Here is a 17,782-nt window from a genome sequence, read left to right on the forward strand (position 1 = left end):
TATGCGCCACCTCTTGTCTACGCCGCCACCTTCGCGACCATCGACCGGGCGACGGCTTCGGCCACCTTGATGCCGTCAACGGCGGCCGACAGGATGCCGCCAGCATAGCCGGCGCCTTCGCCGGCAGGGAACAGGCCGCGTACGTTCAGGCTCTGAAAGTCGGCGCCGCGGGTCATTCGGATCGGGGATGAACTCCGGGTTTCGACGCCCGTCAGAACCGCCTGGGCGTCGTCGTAACGGGCGATCTTGCGGCCGAAGACGGGCAGGGCCTCGCGCATTGCGGCGATCACATAGTCGGGCATCAGCGGCGCGAGGTCGGTTGGGCGCACGCCCGGTTTGTAGCTGGGAACAACCTCCCCCAGCGCGGTCGAGGCGCGGTCCGCCAGGAAGTCGCCGACCAGCTGGCCCGGCGCGAAATAGTCCCCGCCGCCGGCCGCGTAGGCGCGGGTCTCCAGCTCCCGTTGCAGTTCGATGCCCGCCAGCGGGTGGTCGCTCCCGTAGTCTTCGGGCGAGATGCCGACCACGAAGCCGGAGTTGGCGTTCCGCTCGTTGCGCGAATATTGGCTCATGCCATTGGTCACGACGCGGCCGGGTTCGCTGGTGGCCGCGACCACGGTGCCGCCCGGGCACATGCAGAAGCTGTAGACGGCGCGACCGTTGCTGCAATGGTGCGAAAGCGTGTAGGCCGCCGCGCCCAGATCGGGGTGGCCGGCGCAAGGACCGAACATCGCCCGATCGATCCACGACTGCGGATGCTCGATGCGGAAGCCGATCGAGAACGGCTTGGCCTCGATATGGACGCCGCGCTCGTAGAGAGTCCGGAAGGTGTCGCGCGACGAATGGCCGATGGCGAAGACCACGTGATCGGCCTCCAGCGTCTCGCCGGTGTGCAGGCGCACGCCCCGGATGGCGCCCTTGTCGAGATCGATGTCCGTGACCCGGTGCTCGAACCGGTACTCGCCGCCCAGGGCCTCGATCTTCTCGCGGATGGCCTCGACCATGGTCACCAGGCGGAAGGTGCCGATGTGCGGGTGGGCGTCGGTAAGGATTTCCTCCGGCGCGCCGGCCGCGACGAACTCGGTCAGCACCTTGCGGGCCAGGAAGCGCGGATCCTTGATCTGGCTGTACAGCTTGCCGTCGGAGAAGGTGCCCGCACCGCCCTCGCCATACTGGACGTTGGACTCCGGGTGCAGCTTTCCCTTGCGCCACAGCTCCCAGGTGTCCTTGGTTCTCTCACGGACCACCTTGCCGCGGTCGAGGATGATCGGCTTGAAGCCCATCTCGGCCAGGATCAGCCCGGCGAACAAGCCGCACGGCCCGGCCCCGATTACGACCGGCCGAAGGCGCCCGGTCTTGGGCGCAACAGCGACCGGGCGATAGGCGACGTCTGGCGTCGGCGCCACGTGCACGTCGTCCGCAAGGCGGGCCAGCACCGCCGATTCATCCCTCACCTCGACGTCGAGGATGTAGACTTTCAGAATCGCAGATTTCCTGCGGGCATCGTGCGCCCGCTTCCATATCGACCAGGACACAAGATCTTGCGGCGGCACGCCCAAGCGGGCGGCGATCGCGGCGGGCAAGGCCTCCGGCGGGTGGTCGAGGGGCAGCTTAAGTTCTGACAGGCGCAACATCCGGGCCGTTCTAGCCGCTCGTGTGTTTTGATCCTAGGCACAAGGCTCAGGATGACGGCGCGGGCGTGGGAGTGGGCGAGGCCGCCCGCTCAGTCCGACCCCGACTTGTGCCCCTTCCAGTCGAACAGCTCCTCCAGCACCTGCAACGCCTGGCCGCGTTCGGAGGTCAGGTCGGGGTCGCGGTTCATGATCAGGCGGGCGTCGTCGGCGGCGACCAGCATCAAGGATCTGTGGCGGATCGGGTCGGCGAAACGATAGGCGGGGAAGCCGCTCTGTTTCAGGCCCAGGGGGTCGCCGCCGCCCCGCAGGCGGAAGTCTTCCTCGGCGATCTCGAAACCGTCCTCGGTGCGGCGCAGGGTTTCCAGCCGTTCTTTCGCGGTTTCACCGAGGGCGCCGTCCTGGCCGCCGTAAAGCAGGATGCAGGAACTGGCCTTCGAGCCCCGGCCGACGCGGCCGCGTAGCTGGTGCAACTGGGCGAGGCCGAAGCGGTCGGCGTGTTCGATGACCATGATCGAGGCGTTGGGCACATCGACACCGACCTCCACCACCGTGGTGGCGACCAGCAGGGGAATGCGGCCGTCGGCGAAGTCGGCCATGACGGTTTCGCGCTCGGCGCCGGGCATCTGGCCGTGGGCCAGGCCGATCTCGACGCCCAGCAGGCGGCGCAGATCATCGGCGCGGTCGACGGCGGCGGCCAGGTCGACGGCTTCGGACTCCTCCACCAGCGGGCAGATCCAGTAGGCCTGGGCGCCGGCGTCGATGGCGGTCTTGAGCCGGGCGGCGACCTCTCCGATGCGGACCAGGGGAACCACTGCGGTCGTGACGGGGGTGCGGCCGGGCGGTTTTTCCAAAAGGCGGCTGACCTCCAGTTCGCCGTACTGGGTCAGCTCCAGCGTGCGGGGGATGGGGGTGGCCGACATGGTCAGCAGGTGGACGGCGCCGATGCGAGGGTCGCCCTTGGCCTGAAGCCGCTGGCGTTCGTTGACGCCGAACCGGTGCTGTTCGTCGATGACGGCGAGGGCCAGGCGGTCGAAGCGGACGGCGTCCTGGAACAGGGCGTGGGTGCCGATGGCGACCTGGGCTTGGCCTGAAGCCAGCGCGGCCAGTTTCTCGCGGCGCTGGCCGTTGGTGTCGCGGCCGGTCAGCAGGACGGCGGTGACGCCGGCCGCCTCCAGCAGGGGGCCGAGCTTTTCGAAATGCTGACGGGCCAGGATCTCGGTCGGGGCCATCAGGGCGGACTGAAAACCGCTGGAGGCCGCGTCGGCCAGGGCCAGGGCGGCGACGGCGGTCTTGCCCGAGCCGACATCGCCTTGGAGCAATCGGCCCATCTGCTGGCCCGAAGCCAGGTCGCGACGGATTTCGGCGACGGCCTGGTCCTGGGCGTTGGTCAGGGTGAAGGGCAGGGTCTGGAGCAGGTGCTCGGAGGCGGCTCCAACCGCAATGACGGGCGCGGGCTTGATCTCACGGGCGCGGCGACGGCGGGCCAGGGCCAGTTGGTGGGCGAGGAACTCGTCATAGGCCAGGCGCTGGCGGGCGGGCGCATCGGACGACAGGTCGATCTCGCCTGTCGGCGCATGCAGGGCGTCGAGGGCGGCGCGCCAGGACAGCCAGTCCTGCTTCTTCAGCCAGGCGGCGTCCTGCCATTCCGGCAGGTCGGCGGCAGCGGGCAGGGCGGCCGAGACCAGTTTGCGCAGCTGGCGTGACGTCAAGCCCTGCGTCGCCGGATAGACGGGTTCGGAGGCGGGGATGTCGGCCGCCTTGTCCAGTGTGACGATGTCCGGGTGGACGATCTGGACCTCGCCGTTGAAGCGTTCGACCTTGCCCGAGACCAGCCGCGTCTCGCCGCGCGGCAGCAGGCGGTCGATATGCTGGGGCGAGCCGCCGAACCAGACTAGGTGAACAAAGCCGGTCGGGTCGCTGGCGCGGACCTTGAGCGGGGCGCCGGGGCGGCTGGGCGGGAACAGGCGGTCGATGGTCACGGTGAAGATGCCGACCTCGCCATCGAAGGCGGTGGCGGCCTCGGCGGCGCGGCGCACGATGACGCCGGACGGGCTGAGGAAGACCAGATCGCGCACCAAAGGACCCGCCACCTTCTGCACCAGAGGCAGGACACGGGGCCCCACGCCTTTCAGGGTGGAGACCTCGGCGAACAGGGGAAAGAGAATCTGCGGACGCATCGCCGGGAACATAGCGTGACCATGACGGCTGGCGAAGTGGCCTCAGGAACGCTATTTGCGCTTCTTCCATTCGAGGACGCTAACGCTCGCCACGCGGTGGCTCGCTGCTTGAGCGTCCTTCAACTTTGCCGGGCAAGGATTCTTGTGGCCGAAATCGACGCGCGTCCCCAAAACGAAAGTGGCGGCGAAATGACCCATGAACGCAAGCAGCGGCTGGGCCGCATCCAGTTCCGCGCCTGGCGGCGGGGCTTCCGCGAGGCCGATATGGTGCTGGGCCCGTTCTCGGATCAGGTGGCGCCGACGCTGACGGATGCGGAGCTGGACCAGTTCGAACTGCTGATCGATGAGGAGGATCAGTGGCTCTACGGCTGGATCATCGAACGTGATCCGACGCCGCCCGAGTTCGAGACCCCGGTGATGGCCAAGGTTCGCGCCTTCATGCGCGCCCATGTGGCGGCCGAAGTCGGCAAGGGCATCGGCTGATGGACGCGAAAGTAGTACATCGGACCGACGCCGATCTGGGCGGGGCGCCCGAGGGGTTGGACGCCCTGGTCGTCGCCGAACGCATCAAGGCCGGCGGCGGGGTCGGCGTTTTCGTGGCGCGAGATTATCAGCGGTCGGGCGGCTTCGTTCAGGCGTTCCGCTTCTTCTCGCAAGATATTGAAGTGCTGGAATATCCGGCCTGGGATTGTCTGCCCTATGACCGGCTGAGCCCCACGGCGGGGATCGCGGCGCAGCGGATGGCGACGCTGACAAGGCTTGCGCTGCGCAAGCCCGACGATGCGCCGGTTTTGGTGGTGACGACGGTGTCCGCGGCCATGCAGCGCACACCGCCGAAGTCGGTGACGACACAGGCGGGGTTCGAGACCAAGGTCGGGCGCGACCTCGATATCCAGGCGCTGGAGCGGTATTTCGCCGCCAACGGCTATGTCCGGGCCTCGACCGTTTCGGAGCGCGGCGAGTTCGCGGTGCGCGGCGGGGTGGTCGATGTCTATCCGCCGGGCTTCGAGGAACCGGTGCGACTGGACATGTTCGGCTCCGAACTGGAATCGATCCGCACCTTCGATCCCGAGACCCAGCGCTCGACCGGCCAGATGACGGCGGTGTCGCTGGCGCCCGTTTCCGAAGCCCTGCTGGATGCGGCGGCGATCTCGCGCTTCCGCACCGGCTATCTGAATCTGTTCGGGGCGCCTGGCGACGACCCGCTGTATGCGACGATCAGCGAGGGCGCGCGGCGTCAGGGCATGGAGCAGTGGCTGCCGCTGTTCTACGAGAGCCTGGATTCGCTGTTTGACTACCTGCCAGACCAGGCGCAGATCTTCCTGGATAATCAGGCGGAGAGCGCGCGGGCCGAGCGGTGGGACCTGATCGCCGACGCCTATGACGGACGTGTGGAAGCCGCCAAGACCAAGGGCGCCGCTAGTTCAAACCGCGCCTTGGCGCCCCGGTCGCTCTATCTGGACGCCGGCGACTGGAACCAGGCGCTGGCGGGTCGCGCCGTGCGTCGGTTCACGCCGTTTTCCAGCGGAGGCGAGGATGCGGGCGGCCGGCTGGGCCGGACCTTTGCCGCCGAGCGGGCGCAGGACAGCGTCAATCTGTTCGAGGCGGTGGCGGCCTATGCCCAGGCGCTGAAGGCCGACGGCAAACGGGTGCTGTTCGCCTCATGGACCGAAGGCTCGTCGGAACGTCTGGCGACCATGCTGGCGGATCACGGCCTGGATCACATCGTCGCCGTGCGCGACTGGGCCGACGTGCAGGCGGCGCCGAAGGACATTTATCTGCGCGGCGTCTTGCCGGTCGAGCATGGTTTTGCGACGGAAGAGGTCGCGGTCATCTCAGAGACCGACATCCTGGGCGATCGTCTGGCGCGGCCGAGAAAGAAGCGGCGGGCGTCGAACTTCCTGGCGGAGGCCTCGGCCCTGACGACTGGCGATCTGGTGGTGCACCTGGATCACGGCATCGGGCGTTATGAGGGGCTGAAGACGCTGGACATCCAGCAGGCGCCGCACGACTGCCTGGAGCTGTTGTACGCCGGTGAGAGCAAACTCTATCTGCCGGTTGAAAATATTGATCTTCTGACCCGTTACGGATCGGATTCCGAGGGGGCGCAGCTGGATCGGCTGGGCGGCGCCGGATGGCAGGCCCGCAAGTCCAAGGCCAAGGAACGTCTGCGGGCGATGGCCGAGGGGCTGATCGCCCTGGCGGCCAAGCGGGCGCTGCGCGAGACGGATGCGATCACGCCGCCATCGGGCCTGTTCGCCGAGTTCTGCGCCCGCTTCCCCTACGAGGAGACGGACGACCAGTTGAACGCCATCGGCGACGTGCTGGAGGACCTGGGCAAGGGCACGCCGATGGATCGCCTGATCTGCGGCGACGTCGGTTTCGGCAAGACCGAGGTCGCGCTTCGGGCCGCCTTCGTTGTGGCGATGACGGGGCAGCAGGTCGCCATCGTGGCGCCGACGACTCTGCTAGCGCGCCAGCACTACAAGACCTTCACCGAACGCTTCGCCGGCTGGCCGGTCAAGGTGCGGCAACTTTCGCGAATGGTGGGCGCCAAGGAGGCGGCGGAGACGCGGGCGGGCCTGAAGGACGGCTCGGTCGAGATCGTCGTCGGCACCCATGCGGTGCTGTCCGAACAGGTCGGCTTCCGCGACCTGGGTCTGGTCATCGTCGACGAGGAGCAGCACTTTGGCGTCAAGCACAAGGAGAAGCTCAAGTCGCTGCGCGCCGACGTGCATCTGCTGACCCTGACCGCCACGCCGATCCCGCGCACCCTGCAGATGGCGCTGTCGGGCATTCGCGAGATGTCGATCATCGCCACACCGCCGGTCGATCGTCTGGCGGTGCGGACCTATGTGACGCCGTGGGATCCAGTGCTGGTGCGCGAGGCCTTGTTGCGCGAGAAATATCGCGGGGGTCAGGCCTATTATGTCGCGCCGCGCCTGAAGGACCTGCCGGCCATCGAGAAGTTCCTGCGCGAGCAGGTTCCCGAGATTAAGTTCGTGGTCGGCCACGGCCAGATGGCACCCACCCAGTTGGAGGAGGTGATGAGCGCCTTCTACGACGGGGAATACGATGTGCTGGTCTCGACCACCATCGTCGAGAGCGGGCTGGACATCCCGACCGCCAACACCTTGGTCGTGCACCGCGCCGACATGTTCGGCCTGGCGCAGCTGTATCAGATCCGGGGTCGGGTCGGCCGGTCCAAGGCGCGGGCCTTCGCCTATCTGACGACCGATGCGGTCAAGCCGATGACCCTTTCGGCCGAGCGGCGGCTGCAGGTGCTGCAGTCACTGGACAATCTGGGCGCCGGCTTCCAGCTGGCCAGCCACGACCTGGACCAGCGTGGCGGAGGCAATCTGCTGGGCGACGAACAGTCGGGCCATATCCGTGAGGTGGGCGTCGAACTGTACCAGCAGATGCTGGAGGATGCGGTCGCCGAGCTGCGCGAGAAGGGCGAGGGGCTGACCGTGGATCGCGGCTGGTCGCCGTCGATCAATGTCGGCGCTTCCGTATTGATTCCAGAAGAATACGTACCGGACCTGAACGTTCGTCTCAGCCTGTATCGCCGTCTGTCCGACGCCGAACAGGCCGAGGATCGCGAAGCCCTGGCCGCCGAACTGATCGACCGGTTCGGGCCACTGCCGGACGAGGCGCAGCAACTTCTGAAGATCGTCGGCATCAAGTCCAACTGCCGCCGGGCCTGTATCGAGAAGATCGACATCGGGCCGCGCGGCGCGGTGCTGACCCTGCGCGACAACAGCTTCCCGAATCCGGCGGGTCTGATCGGACTGATCCAGAAGAACCAGGCGTTCTGGAAAATCCGGCCGGATCAGAAGATCGTGGTGTCGGGCGACTGGCCGACGGCGGAAGAGCGGCTGAAGGTGGCGGAACGGATCACGGCCGACCTGGCCCGGGTGGCGGGGGCGTAAGCCCTCAGCGCGTCTTTTCGAACAGGTCGGCGGAGGCGCGTTCCAGGAGGGCGGCGGCGCTTTCGTTCGGTTGCATCTCGGCGGCGCCGACATCAAATTCTGCGACGAAGGGCGAGCGGTCGGGGCCGGCGTCGAAGGCGGTGCAGCCGATGACGGCGGCGATCCGTTCGGCGGCCAGGCGCGCCGGCTCGGCGTGGGTCGCCGGCAAGGCCAGGGCAAAGACTTCCTTGGCCAGGCGGGCAGGGGTGTCCTCGACGCGGACCAGACGCGAGACCATGGCCCCGATCTGAGGCATGGCGCGATCCAGCCAGCCGCCCTGGCGCGCCCAGGTGACGGATTCGGTTTCGCGAACGCGCAGCACGCAGACGGACAGTGGGCGTTTGCGGGCGCGCGACGCCTCGGCGACGCGGCCCAGATGGCTGGCGAACAGTTCGGGGGTGAACAGGCCCGTCGCGGGGTCCATCAGCTCCAGGCTGCGCACCGAATCCAGCGTCTTGCGGATGCCCAGGTGGGTGCGGTGGGCGCCGGCCAGGGCCAGGATGCGTTCGGCTGTCTCGCCCTCCGGCGTGTCGGCAGAGGCGACATCGGCGAAGCCGCGGTTGAACAGCTCCGACAGGCTGATCTCGTTCTTGCCGCGCAGATAGAGCATCAGCGGGATGTGATAGAGACGGGTGTTGCGCTTCATGCCCGCCGCGATGGACAGGGCCGGCGCATGATCCTCGGCGCCCCACAGCACGGCGGCGTCGAACGGGCTTTCGTGCAGATAGTCGAAGGCCGTGTAGGGGGTGGGGGCGGCGACGACCTCGACGCCCGCAGCGGTCAGGGCGTTGGACAGGGCCAGGAAGCGGCGATCCGCAACGCCGGCGGCCAGCACCCGCAGCGGGCCGTCGTCGTCAGAACGGGCGTCCAGCTTCACGTCGCGCGTCGCGAAGGTGGTCACCCGCAGATGGAACTCTTCCTCGGCGATAGCGGCGCGACCCAGTTGCTCCAGCCGCAAGGCCGCCTGGGCCGGATGGGGCGGCGTGGACATGGTCAGGTCCGCGCCCTTGATCGAATCGGGGCGGGCGCCGATCACCATGATCGGCAGTCGGCGCGGCTCGGCGGCGGCGCGCAGGCGCATCGCGACGTCCAGGCCGAACGTATCGATGTCGATGACGGCGGCTTCCAGCGGGAAATCCTGAAGCGTCAGTTCGGCCGAGACCACGTCGCGCGCCGTCACCGTGCGCCAGCCCAACGCATCCAGACCCGCAGCGAGCGGCCCGATCCGGCCATCGTCAGCCGCCAGGATCAATACACGCGCGTCGAAAGCCAAAACCCATCGTCTCCGTAAGTCGCCGCGCCCATAGCCGGTCGGAGGCGTGCGGACCATAGCGATGAGGGTGTTAAGGATGCAATGTCATGGCGAATGGAACGAGGGCGTCTACGAGAAAGTCCGTCCTCACGCGGATGAGACTTTCACGGCCAATGGAATCCGCTAGGTTCCGCCGCTTGTTGCAACGGTTGTGGGGACCGGCTTGAGTGAACAGCTGACACGATCGGTCCTGAAGGCGCCTGGATTCTGGGGCGGACTGGCCGTGCGGGCCTTTACCCGCAGCTGGGGCCGCGACGTCATGCTCTATACGGGCGGCGTGTCGTTCTTCGCCCTGCTGGCGGTGTTTCCGGCCATCGCCATCCTGATCGGCTTCTACAAGCTGGGTCTGTCGATCAGCGAGGTCAGCGCCCAGGCGGCCGCGCTATCGGACCTGCTGCCAAACGCCGCACAGAATATTTTCCAGGGCGAGATCACGCGGTTGAGCAACGCCTCGGCGCGGACGGTGTCGGCCCAGAGCGCCTTTGCGCTGTTCGTCGGCGCCTATGCGGCGCATAGAGGATTCAAGGCCTTGTTAGCAGGACTAAACCTGATCCATGACGAGACCGAGCCACACGGGTTTTTCAAGTTCAACCTGTTGGCCTTCTTCGTCGCCATCTTCGCGTTTGCGCTGTTCACCGTAGTGTCCGGCGCCGTCGTGACGGTACGAATCCTGGCTCACGCGTCTGCGGCGGCGGGATCGCCGATGCGTAGCGGGATGGCGCCGCTGGACGCCTTCCTGCCTGCCATTGGATTGGTGATCGGGCTGACGCTGCTCTATCGCTACGCCATGAGCCACCGGACGCCGGTGGCCTGGCTGCCGGCGACGGCGGGCGGGCTGGTGGCGACGCTGATGTCGGTCGTGTCGTCATGGCTGTGCGCCATCTATGTCGAGCAGATCGCGCCGCTGGGGGCCACCTATGGGTCCGTCGGCGCCGTGGTGGTTCTGCTGATCTGGCTGTCGTGGAACGTCAACGCCATCTTTTACGGTGGGGCCTTTGCGACCGAGATGGAGCTGGCGGCCAAGACGCGGGCCGTAGCCGACCAAGAGCCAGCCAGCGTGGTCAATCTGTCGGAGCGTCGGGCGGCGAGCCGCCGGTCTCGACCGTAAAGCGCAGCAGACCGTCAGTCTCTTTGACTGCGATCATCCGTCCGTTCTTCTGAGACATCAGGAAGGGTACATCGATCCGCGCCATCGGGTCGGTGGCCAGCAGGATAAAGCGCGAGCCGGGCGCGGCGCCGTCCATCGCCTTCATCAGCCTGAGGCTGGGCGTGGGGCAGCGGTGGCCCCTGGCGTCGATGACGACCGGGTCGTTCACGCCAGCCGGTCCACCAGCATTTCCAGAGCGACGCGGACGCTGGCCAGGCGAACGGCGTCGCGGCCGATGTCGCCGAATCGCTCTTCGCGATGGATCTGGCCGCCAGGACCGGAGGCCGCGAAATGGACCAGACCCACCGGCTTCTCATCCGACCCGCCGCCGGGGCCGGCGATACCAGTGACCGAAACAGAAACGACTGCACGTGATCGGGCGACAGCCCCCAAGGCCATCGCGCGGGCAGTCGCTTCCGACACGGCGCCGTGGGCGGCCAGGGTCGCCTCGGGCACGCCCAACATCTGCATCTTCGCGTCATTGCTGTAGGTGACGAAGCCCCGATCCAGCGCGGAAGATGAGCCGGGAATGGCTGTCAGCGCCGCCGCGACCAGGCCGCCGGTGCAGCTTTCGGCCGTGGCCAGCATCAAGCCGCGTTCGGTCGCGGTTGCGACGATCTGTTGCGCCTGGCGCTGGATGTCTTGGTCAAACATGGTCTTTTCATAGGCTGCGAGTCCGGCTCTAACCAGAGCCATGACCGAGGCTGTCGATCCGTTGCGCCCTGCCGCCAAGACATGGGATCGCACCCAGCCGATCGTGTTCGCCGTCGCCATCTTCACCTCGGCCTGTCTGGTCTTCGTCGTTCAGCCGATGGTGACGAAGCTTGTGCTGCCGACGCTGGGCGGGTCGCCGTCGGTTTGGAACGCCTCGATGGTCTTCTTCCAGACCGCGCTTCTGGGCGGATACGCCTATGCCCATTTGTTGCAGCGCATCCCGACGATGGGGATCCAGGTGGGGGTGCATCTGGGGCTGCTGTTGTTGGCGGCGCTGTTCCTGCCGTTGCAGATCAGCGGCCTGCTCGGCGATCCCGATCCATCAAGGCCAGCGCTGTGGCTGCTGGCGACATTGGCTCTGTCAGTCGGGGCGCCGTTTGCGGTGCTGTCGGCGACTGCGCCGCTGTTGCAGGCCTGGTATGCGCGGGTTCGGGCGGGTCATGCCGACGGAAAGAATCCGTATGTCCTCTATGCCGCGTCCAACCTGGGCAGTTTCCTGGCGCTGCTGGCTTATCCGGTGCTGATCGAGCCGCTGGCCAGTCTGTCGGACCAGCGGATCGGCTGGAGCATAGGCTACGGGCTGTTCGTGCTGATGGTCTTGGGGCTGGGCATTCAGGTCTGGCGGCGGCGTGAGGTCGGGACCGCCGATCCGGCGCCGCTGACCATCAGCGCGCCTATCGCATGGCGCGAAAAGGGAATGCTGGTGCTGCTGGCCGCCGCGCCGTCCAGCCTGATGCTGGGCGTGACGGCGCATCTGACCACGGACGTGGCCTCGGCGCCCTTCCTGTGGGTCATTCCACTGGCGCTGTATCTGCTGACCTTCGTGATCGCCTTCCAGACGCGACCGGCCATTCCGCCGGTCCTCGGGCTGGCGCTGCACGCGGCGGCGGCGGCGGCGTGTGCGGCCCTGATCGCGTTCCGCACCGGCGAGTGGCTGCTGGTCTTCACGGTCAATTTGGCGGCCTTCTTCTTCACGGCCCTGATGTGTCACCAGCGGTTGGCGGCGCGGCGGCCGGCGCCGGATCGGCTGACGGAGTTCTATCTGCTGCTGTCGTTGGGCGGGGTCGTCGGCGGGGTCTTCAATGGCCTGATCGCACCGGCGGTGTTCGACATGGTGTGGGAGTACCCGCTGGTGCTGGTCGCGGCGGGGCTGCTGCGGCCCTGGAGCCGGCGCGAGATCCGGCCATGGGAGATCATCTGCTGCGTTGCTGGCGTGGTCATCGCCTTCCTGGGGCCGCTGTCGATGGAGGCGGTACGCTATGCGCCCGACGTGCGCGCGGCGATCCCCGACGTGCAGCTGATACGGATCGCGCAGGGCGTTCTCGGGATCGCGACACTGTTCGCGTTTCTGGTGCGGGGTCGGGCGGTGCTGTTCACTGTTGTTCTCGCCTCTATCGTCTGGTCCGGTTATCACCTCGCGCGCGGCTATGACTGGGCCCTGTCGGAGCGCAGCTTCTTTGGCGTAATGCGGGTGGCCAAGATCGACGATCCGCTGATGGGCGGGCCAGTCCATGTGCTGATGCACGGCACGACCCTGCATGGGGCGCAGGCGCGGGCGCCGTCGAAGATGTGTCAGCCCACCCTCTATTACGCAACCTCCACGCCGCTGGGGCAGGCGATGCTGCAGATGCAGGCGCGCCGTCTGGACGGGGCGCGGGTCGGGGTGGTGGGCCAGGGGTCCGGGGCCATGGCGGCCTATAAGCGGGCGCAGGATCAACTGACCTTCTTCGAGATCGATCCGATGGTGGACCGGCTGTCGCGCGATCCCAAATGGTTCAGCTTCATCAACGGGTGCGCGGATGGGCCGGTGCGGACGGTGATGGGGGATGCGCGTCTGACCATGGATCGCGAGCCGGCGGGATCCTACGACCTGCTGGTCATCGACGCCTTCTCGTCGGACGCTGTGCCGACGCACCTGCTGACGGTGGAAGCCATCCGGGGTTATCTGCGGCTATTGGCGCCGGATGGGGTGGTGGTGCTGCACCTGTCGAACCGGAACCTGGAGATCACGCTGCCGGCCGAGGCGGCGGCCCAGGCGCTGAAGGTCCCGCATCTGCATCAGGTCTATATCGAGCAATCAGGCCTGGGACAGATGGCCGAGGCCTCGACCGAGGCCTTGCTGATCGGCAAGAGCCAGGCCTCGCTGGAAGGCTTCAGCGAGGATGGGCGGTGGAGCAAGCTGTCGCCGACGACGGTTCGTCCGTGGACGGATGATTACGTCAATCTGTTCGGATCTCTGGTCCGACAAATGGAGATGGCGGCGCGTTAGGTCGCCGGCAGTTCGACGGTAGCGACCGCCTGAGCGGCCAGGCCTTCGCCGCGCCCGGTGAAGCCCAGGCCTTCGGTCGTGGTGGCCTTGACGCTGACGGCGTCGAGCGGAAGGCCCAGCAGTACGGCGATGCGGTCGCGCATGGCCTGGCGATGCGGCTTCACCTTGGGTCGTTCGCAAATCAGGGTGACGTCGACGTTGACGATGCGCCCGCCACGCTCTGCAACCAGTTCGGCGGCGTGGATCAGGAACTGATCCGACGAGGCGCCCCTCCATTTCGGATCGGTGGGGGGGAAGTGATCGCCGATGTCGCCCGCCGCGATGGCGCCCAGGATAGCGTCGGTCAGGGCGTGAAGGCCCGCGTCGGCGTCGGAATGGCCGATCAGAGTCTGATCGTGCGGCACCTCGATGCCACACAGCCAGACCGAACCGCCCGGTCCCCAGCGATGGACATCGTAGCCGGAGCCGATGCGGATTTGACGGGGCAGTAGGGCCTCGGCCATGGCGAAATCCTCTGGATAGGTCAGTTTCATCAGGCGCGGATCGCCTTGCACCAGAGCGACACGGCCGCCGTTGCGCTGGACGACCACGGCTTCGTCGGCCGGGGCGTCGGCATCGGTCCAGGCGGCGTAAGCCGCCTCGATCACGCGACGGCGGAAGGCCTGGGGCGTCTGGGCGCGCCACAGGGCGTCGCGTTCGACCACATCCGTCATCACCTCGGCCTCGCCGCGTCGCAGGCTGTCGGCGACGGGCAGGACGGGCAGGGCGCCGTCAGCGGTTTCGAGGGCGGACAGCAGGCGGTCGATGACGGCGCGGTCCAGCAGGGGGCGGGCGGCGTCGTGAATCAACACTGGCTGATCCGGCGCGCAGGTCAGGGCCGCCAGACCGGCGCGAACCGAATCGGCGCGGACGTCTCCGCCTGCAACGGCGCGCCAGCGTGGCAGGTCGGACAGCAGGTCCGCCACGCGATCCAAGGCGTCGGGGGCGACGACGACGATCAGTTTGTCGGCGCCGGCGTTCAGCAGGGCCTCGGCTGACCAGCGCAGGACGGGCTTGCCGCCAAGGGTCCGCCACTGTTTGTCGCCGCCGGCGCGCGAACCGGAACCGGCCGCGACGATGATGCCCGAGAATGTCATGGCGGCCTTACTAGAATGCGCCGCGACGGGACGAAACCATCAATCGGCCGCGGTCATGCTTGACGAAGGGGGCTGGGATGCTGCGAAAGACGCCTATGGCCAAGACCTTACAGATCGGCGACGTGACGGTGCACGGCCAGGTGCTGATGGCGCCGATGACCGGGATCACGGACCTGCCATTCCGCGTGCTCGCCTCGCGGCTGGGCGCCGCCTATGTCGCGACCGAGATGGTGGCGGCCAAGGAACTGGCGCGGGCGCGGCCCGACGTGGTGCGGCGCGCGGCGGTGGGGGCGGGGCTGCCGTTGACGGTGATCCAGCTGGTCGGGCGCGATCCCGAACAGATGGGTGAGGGCGCGCGCATGGCCGAAAAGGCCGGGGCGGACATCGTGGATCTGAACTTCGGCTGTCCGGCCAAGGAGGTCACGGGCTCGGCCGCCGGGTCGGCCCTGATGCGCACGCCCGATCTGGCCTGCCGGATCATGGAGGCGGCGGTTCAGGCGACCAGTCGGCCGGTGACGATCAAGATGCGGCTGGGCTGGGACGACGATAGTCGCAACGCCGCCGAACTGGCCAAGCGGGCTGAGGAGATCGGGGTCAAGGCGGTGACGGTTCACGGCCGCACGCGAAAACAGTTCTATACCGGCCAAGCGGATTGGGATGCGGTCGGCGCGGTCAAGGCGGCGGTGGGCATTCCCGTCATCGTCAACGGCGATATCGTCACGGCCGACGAGGCGCGCGAGGCCTTGGCGCGATCGGGCGCCGACGGGCTGATGCTGGGGCGCGGCGTCTATGGTCGTCCGTGGCTGGCGTCGCATCTGGAGCGGGCGCTGATCGACGGCGTGGCGCTGGACGAGCCGGGGCCGGAGGAACGTCTGGCCATCGTGATCGAGCACCTGCGGGCGTCGGTCGAATTCTATGGCCTGCCGCTGGGGCTGAAGATGTTCCGCAAGCATCTGGGCTGGTACATCGAACAGGCGCCTTGGCCGGCCGATCCGCAACACCGACGCGAGGCCAAGGCAAGAATTTGCCGGCTGGACGAGCCGCAGGCCGTGGAGGAGGCAATGAACGACCTCTGGCGACTGGATTTGCCGCAAATCCACAAGTCTGCTGTTGAAAATGCGCCACAGGTGTTGGAGACTGCTGTGGCATGACGGATACGCCTTCAGCGACGACCTCTCCGCCCGACCTCGTGTCGGACGACGAGTCGTTCTGGGGGTGGGTCGATACGGAGCGGGCGCGGACCGGGTTCGGCCTGGCCTATTTCCTGGCGGTGGCGATCACGGCGGCGGCTATCTGGCTGGTGGCGGTTGCGCCCGGCGCCACGTCAGGCGCCGCGCGCGGATCGAGCAGCCAGATTGCGCTGTTCGTGCTGATCGGCAATCTGATCCTGATCTTCGGTCTGGCCTTCATCGTCGGGCGGCGTGTCATTGCCTTGGCGCGCAGCAAGGAAGAGGCGGGGTCGCGCCTGCACCTGCGGTTCGTGACCTTGTTTTCGATGGTGGCTCTGATTCCGTCGGTGCTGATCGCCCTGGTGTTCGGGGTGCTGGTCAATCGAGGCGTGGATCAGTGGTTCAGCGAGAACGTCCAGGCCTCGGTCGAGAACGGCGCCATCGTGGGGCGCGCTTATATTCAGGACGTGTCCTCGGCGATGGACGCCGATCTTGTGACGATTTCGGATCAGTTGGGCAGCGCAAGAAGCCTGTTCGACGATCGCATTCAGTTTAACGACGCCCTGGGTCAGGTCGGCGACATCTTCGGCTATCCCTCCATCTATATTCTGGACAGCAAGGGCGAGGTGCTGGCCCGTGCCGAAAAACCGGGCGCGCCACCATATCTCGCGCCGCCCCATGACGAACTGGCCGCCGCCGCCGACGGTGGACAACCGCCGCAAACCGTCACCCAGCACCCGGACGCCGTCAGGTCGATCATCGCTTTGCCAGCTTACGGCGACGCCTATCTCTATCTGGTGCGTCCGTTGCAGGACGGGTTGGTGGCGCGGATGAATACCTCGATCCAGTCGATCCAGGCCTATCGCGAAGCCCAGGAAAGCCGGGCGCGAATCCAGTCGGCCTTTGTCCTCAGTTATCTGGAAACAGCGCTGCTGGTGCTGGTCGGGGCGGTGTGGCTGGGGATGTCGGCGGCGAGCAGCATCTCGGCTCCTATCGGTAGGCTGGTCCGGGCAGCGGGTCAGGTGGCGGGCGGCGACTTCACCGCGCGAGTGGACAGCGACGGCGCTCCTGCTGAGATCGCCACACTGTCGGACGCCTTCAACCGCATGACCGGAGATCTTCAGGCCCAGCAGACGGCGCTGAAGGCAGCCAGCGATGAGGCGCACGACCGAAGCCGATTCATCGAGACCGTCCTGTCGGGCGTCAGCGCCGGGGTCATCGGTCTGGACAAGCGCGGGCGGGTGTCGGCCATCAACGACAGCGCCCTGCAACTGTTGCATATCGAGGACGCCGAGGTGCTGGGGCACGAACTGGCGGCCCTTTCGCCCGAACTCAGCGATCTGGTGCGCCGCGCCGAGGCTCATATCGAGGAAGACATCGACGTCAGTCGCGGCGGGGATACGCGCCGTCTACGGGTCCGCATCGAGGGCGGGCTAGGCGGCGAGATGGTTTTGACCTTCGACGACATCACCCGACTGGTGACGGCGCAGAGGAATGCGGCTTGGCGCGACGTGGCCCGCCGCATTGCTCACGAGATCAAGAACCCGCTGACGCCGATCCAACTGTCGGCCGAGCGGCTGAAGCGCAAGTATCGTTCGCGGATCGGCGAAGACGTCGAGATTTTCGATCGCTGCACCGACACCATCATTCGACAGGTCGGGGATATTGGCCGGATGGTGGACGAGTTCTCGTCCTTCGCGCGGATGCCGGCCCCACGCTTCGCCCCCGAAGACCCGGCCGAAATGCTGCGCGAGGCGGTGTTCGCCCAGCGGGTGGCGGCGCCGGATATCGTGGTCGATATCACCGAGCCCCTGCCCAAGGCGACCTTGCAGGCCGACGGCCGCATGGTGGGGCAGGCATTGATCAACATCCTGAAGAACGCCGGCGAATCCGTTGCGGCACGTCGTCTGACGGCCGGGGAAGCTGCGGCGTCGGACAATGCCGGGGTGATCGCTACACTGACGGTCGAAGACGGCGTCGCCACCTTCGTGGTCGAGGACGACGGCGTCGGCTTGCCTGCGCGCGACCGCGACCGCCTGACCGAACCCTATGTCACCACGCGCGAAAAGGGCACGGGCCTGGGCCTGGCCATCGTCAAACGCATCTGCGAGGACCACGGCGGCGAGCTGAAGCTCGCGGATGCCCTGACGCTTCGCGGCGCGCGCGTGTGCATGATCTTCCCCCTGAAACCCCACGGCAAAAGCGGTGACGGTGCGGAGCGCAGGCTCCAGACCCTGGCCGCCGAATAGCGAGGCA

At 67.2% G+C, this 17,782-nt stretch carries 12 protein-coding genes; 6 read left to right on the forward strand and 6 right to left on the reverse strand.

Annotated elements, in window-relative coordinates:
* Window positions 1-17 precede the first annotated feature (17 nt).
* A complete protein-coding gene (locus AC3ISA_RS13720) occupies window positions 18-1,631 on the reverse strand; it encodes an NAD(P)/FAD-dependent oxidoreductase (RefSeq protein ID WP_489178299.1) in 1,614 nt (537 codons plus the stop codon).
* 89 nt (window positions 1,632-1,720) lie between these two features.
* Window positions 1,721-3,808 carry an ATP-dependent DNA helicase RecG gene (gene recG / locus AC3ISA_RS13725; RefSeq protein ID WP_489178300.1) on the reverse strand — a complete coding sequence of 696 codons (2,088 nt, stop codon included), beginning with the start codon at window positions 3,806-3,808 and terminating at the stop codon, window positions 1,721-1,723.
* 189 nt (window positions 3,809-3,997) lie between these two features.
* Between recG and AC3ISA_RS13730 the strand changes: the two genes are divergently transcribed.
* Together AC3ISA_RS13730 and mfd are read left to right on the forward strand one after the other, a co-directional pair.
* Window positions 3,998-4,291 (forward strand): FAD assembly factor SdhE, encoded by a 294-nt coding sequence (locus AC3ISA_RS13730; protein WP_372691887.1) that lies wholly within the window; start codon window positions 3,998-4,000, stop codon window positions 4,289-4,291.
* On the forward strand, window positions 4,291-7,740 hold the full coding sequence (mfd, locus tag AC3ISA_RS13735; RefSeq protein ID WP_489178301.1) for a transcription-repair coupling factor: 3,450 nt from the start codon (window positions 4,291-4,293) through the stop codon (window positions 7,738-7,740). Before AC3ISA_RS13730 ends, mfd begins: the two co-directional genes overlap by 1 nt.
* A 4-nt stretch (window positions 7,741-7,744) precedes the next feature.
* Here mfd and AC3ISA_RS13740 read toward each other — a convergent pair whose 3' ends face one another.
* Window positions 7,745-9,052 (reverse strand): diguanylate cyclase domain-containing protein, encoded by a 1,308-nt coding sequence (locus AC3ISA_RS13740; protein WP_489180116.1) that lies wholly within the window; start codon window positions 9,050-9,052, stop codon window positions 7,745-7,747.
* 202 nt (window positions 9,053-9,254) lie between these two features.
* Here AC3ISA_RS13740 and AC3ISA_RS13745 point away from each other — a divergent pair, with 202 nt between their 5' ends.
* Window positions 9,255-10,199, forward strand: coding sequence for a YihY/virulence factor BrkB family protein (locus AC3ISA_RS13745; protein ID WP_489178302.1), 945 nt, complete (start codon window positions 9,255-9,257; stop codon window positions 10,197-10,199).
* Here the strand turns inward: AC3ISA_RS13745 and AC3ISA_RS13750 are convergent.
* Together AC3ISA_RS13750 and AC3ISA_RS13755 are read right to left on the reverse strand one after the other, a co-directional pair.
* Window positions 10,153-10,407, reverse strand: coding sequence for a sulfurtransferase TusA family protein (locus AC3ISA_RS13750; protein ID WP_489178303.1), 255 nt, complete (start codon window positions 10,405-10,407; stop codon window positions 10,153-10,155). The two genes, AC3ISA_RS13745 and AC3ISA_RS13750, sit on opposite strands and share 47 nt — an antisense overlap.
* Window positions 10,404-10,892 (reverse strand): CinA family protein, encoded by a 489-nt coding sequence (locus AC3ISA_RS13755; protein ID WP_489178304.1) that lies wholly within the window; start codon window positions 10,890-10,892, stop codon window positions 10,404-10,406. The genes AC3ISA_RS13750 and AC3ISA_RS13755 overlap by 4 nt, the downstream gene beginning before the upstream one ends.
* A 40-nt stretch (window positions 10,893-10,932) precedes the next feature.
* Here AC3ISA_RS13755 and AC3ISA_RS13760 point away from each other — a divergent pair, with 40 nt between their 5' ends.
* Entirely contained in the window at window positions 10,933-13,221 is a 2,289-nt protein-coding gene (locus tag AC3ISA_RS13760) for a spermidine synthase (protein WP_489178305.1), read from the forward strand.
* Here AC3ISA_RS13760 and AC3ISA_RS13765 read toward each other — a convergent pair.
* Window positions 13,218-14,357 (reverse strand): bifunctional 2-C-methyl-D-erythritol 4-phosphate cytidylyltransferase/2-C-methyl-D-erythritol 2,4-cyclodiphosphate synthase, encoded by a 1,140-nt coding sequence (locus AC3ISA_RS13765; protein ID WP_372691894.1) that lies wholly within the window; start codon window positions 14,355-14,357, stop codon window positions 13,218-13,220. The two genes, AC3ISA_RS13760 and AC3ISA_RS13765, sit on opposite strands and share 4 nt — an antisense overlap.
* 95 nt (window positions 14,358-14,452) lie before the next feature.
* Between AC3ISA_RS13765 and dusB the strand changes: the two genes are divergently transcribed.
* Window positions 14,453-15,508, forward strand: a complete 1,056-nt coding sequence (dusB, locus tag AC3ISA_RS13770; RefSeq protein WP_489178306.1) for a tRNA dihydrouridine synthase DusB — start codon at window positions 14,453-14,455, stop codon at window positions 15,506-15,508.
* On the forward strand, window positions 15,505-17,775 hold the full coding sequence (locus AC3ISA_RS13775; protein WP_489178307.1) for a sensor histidine kinase NtrY-like: 2,271 nt from the start codon (window positions 15,505-15,507) through the stop codon (window positions 17,773-17,775). Before dusB ends, AC3ISA_RS13775 begins: the two co-directional genes overlap by 4 nt.
* Window positions 17,776-17,782 lie beyond the last annotated feature (7 nt).

Source organism: Brevundimonas sp. KH_058, from assembly GCF_057838505.1.

Coding starts and splice junctions, on each gene's coding strand:
- AC3ISA_RS13720 (WP_489178299.1), bottom strand. CDS start 1,631: ATGTTGCGCCTGTCAGAACTTAAGCTGCCCCTCGACCACCCGCCGGAG.
- recG (WP_489178300.1), bottom strand. CDS start 3,808: ATGCGTCCGCAGATTCTCTTTCCCCTGTTCGCCGAGGTCTCCACCCTG.
- AC3ISA_RS13730 (WP_372691887.1), top strand. CDS start 3,998: ATGACCCATGAACGCAAGCAGCGGCTGGGCCGCATCCAGTTCCGCGCC.
- mfd (WP_489178301.1), top strand. CDS start 4,291: ATGGACGCGAAAGTAGTACATCGGACCGACGCCGATCTGGGCGGGGCG.
- AC3ISA_RS13755 (WP_489178304.1), bottom strand. CDS start 10,892: ATGTTTGACCAAGACATCCAGCGCCAGGCGCAACAGATCGTCGCAACC.
- AC3ISA_RS13760 (WP_489178305.1), top strand. CDS start 10,933: ATGACCGAGGCTGTCGATCCGTTGCGCCCTGCCGCCAAGACATGGGAT.
- AC3ISA_RS13765 (WP_372691894.1), bottom strand. CDS start 14,357: ATGACATTCTCGGGCATCATCGTCGCGGCCGGTTCCGGTTCGCGCGCC.
- dusB (WP_489178306.1), top strand. CDS start 14,453: ATGGCCAAGACCTTACAGATCGGCGACGTGACGGTGCACGGCCAGGTG.
- AC3ISA_RS13775 (WP_489178307.1), top strand. CDS start 15,505: ATGACGGATACGCCTTCAGCGACGACCTCTCCGCCCGACCTCGTGTCG.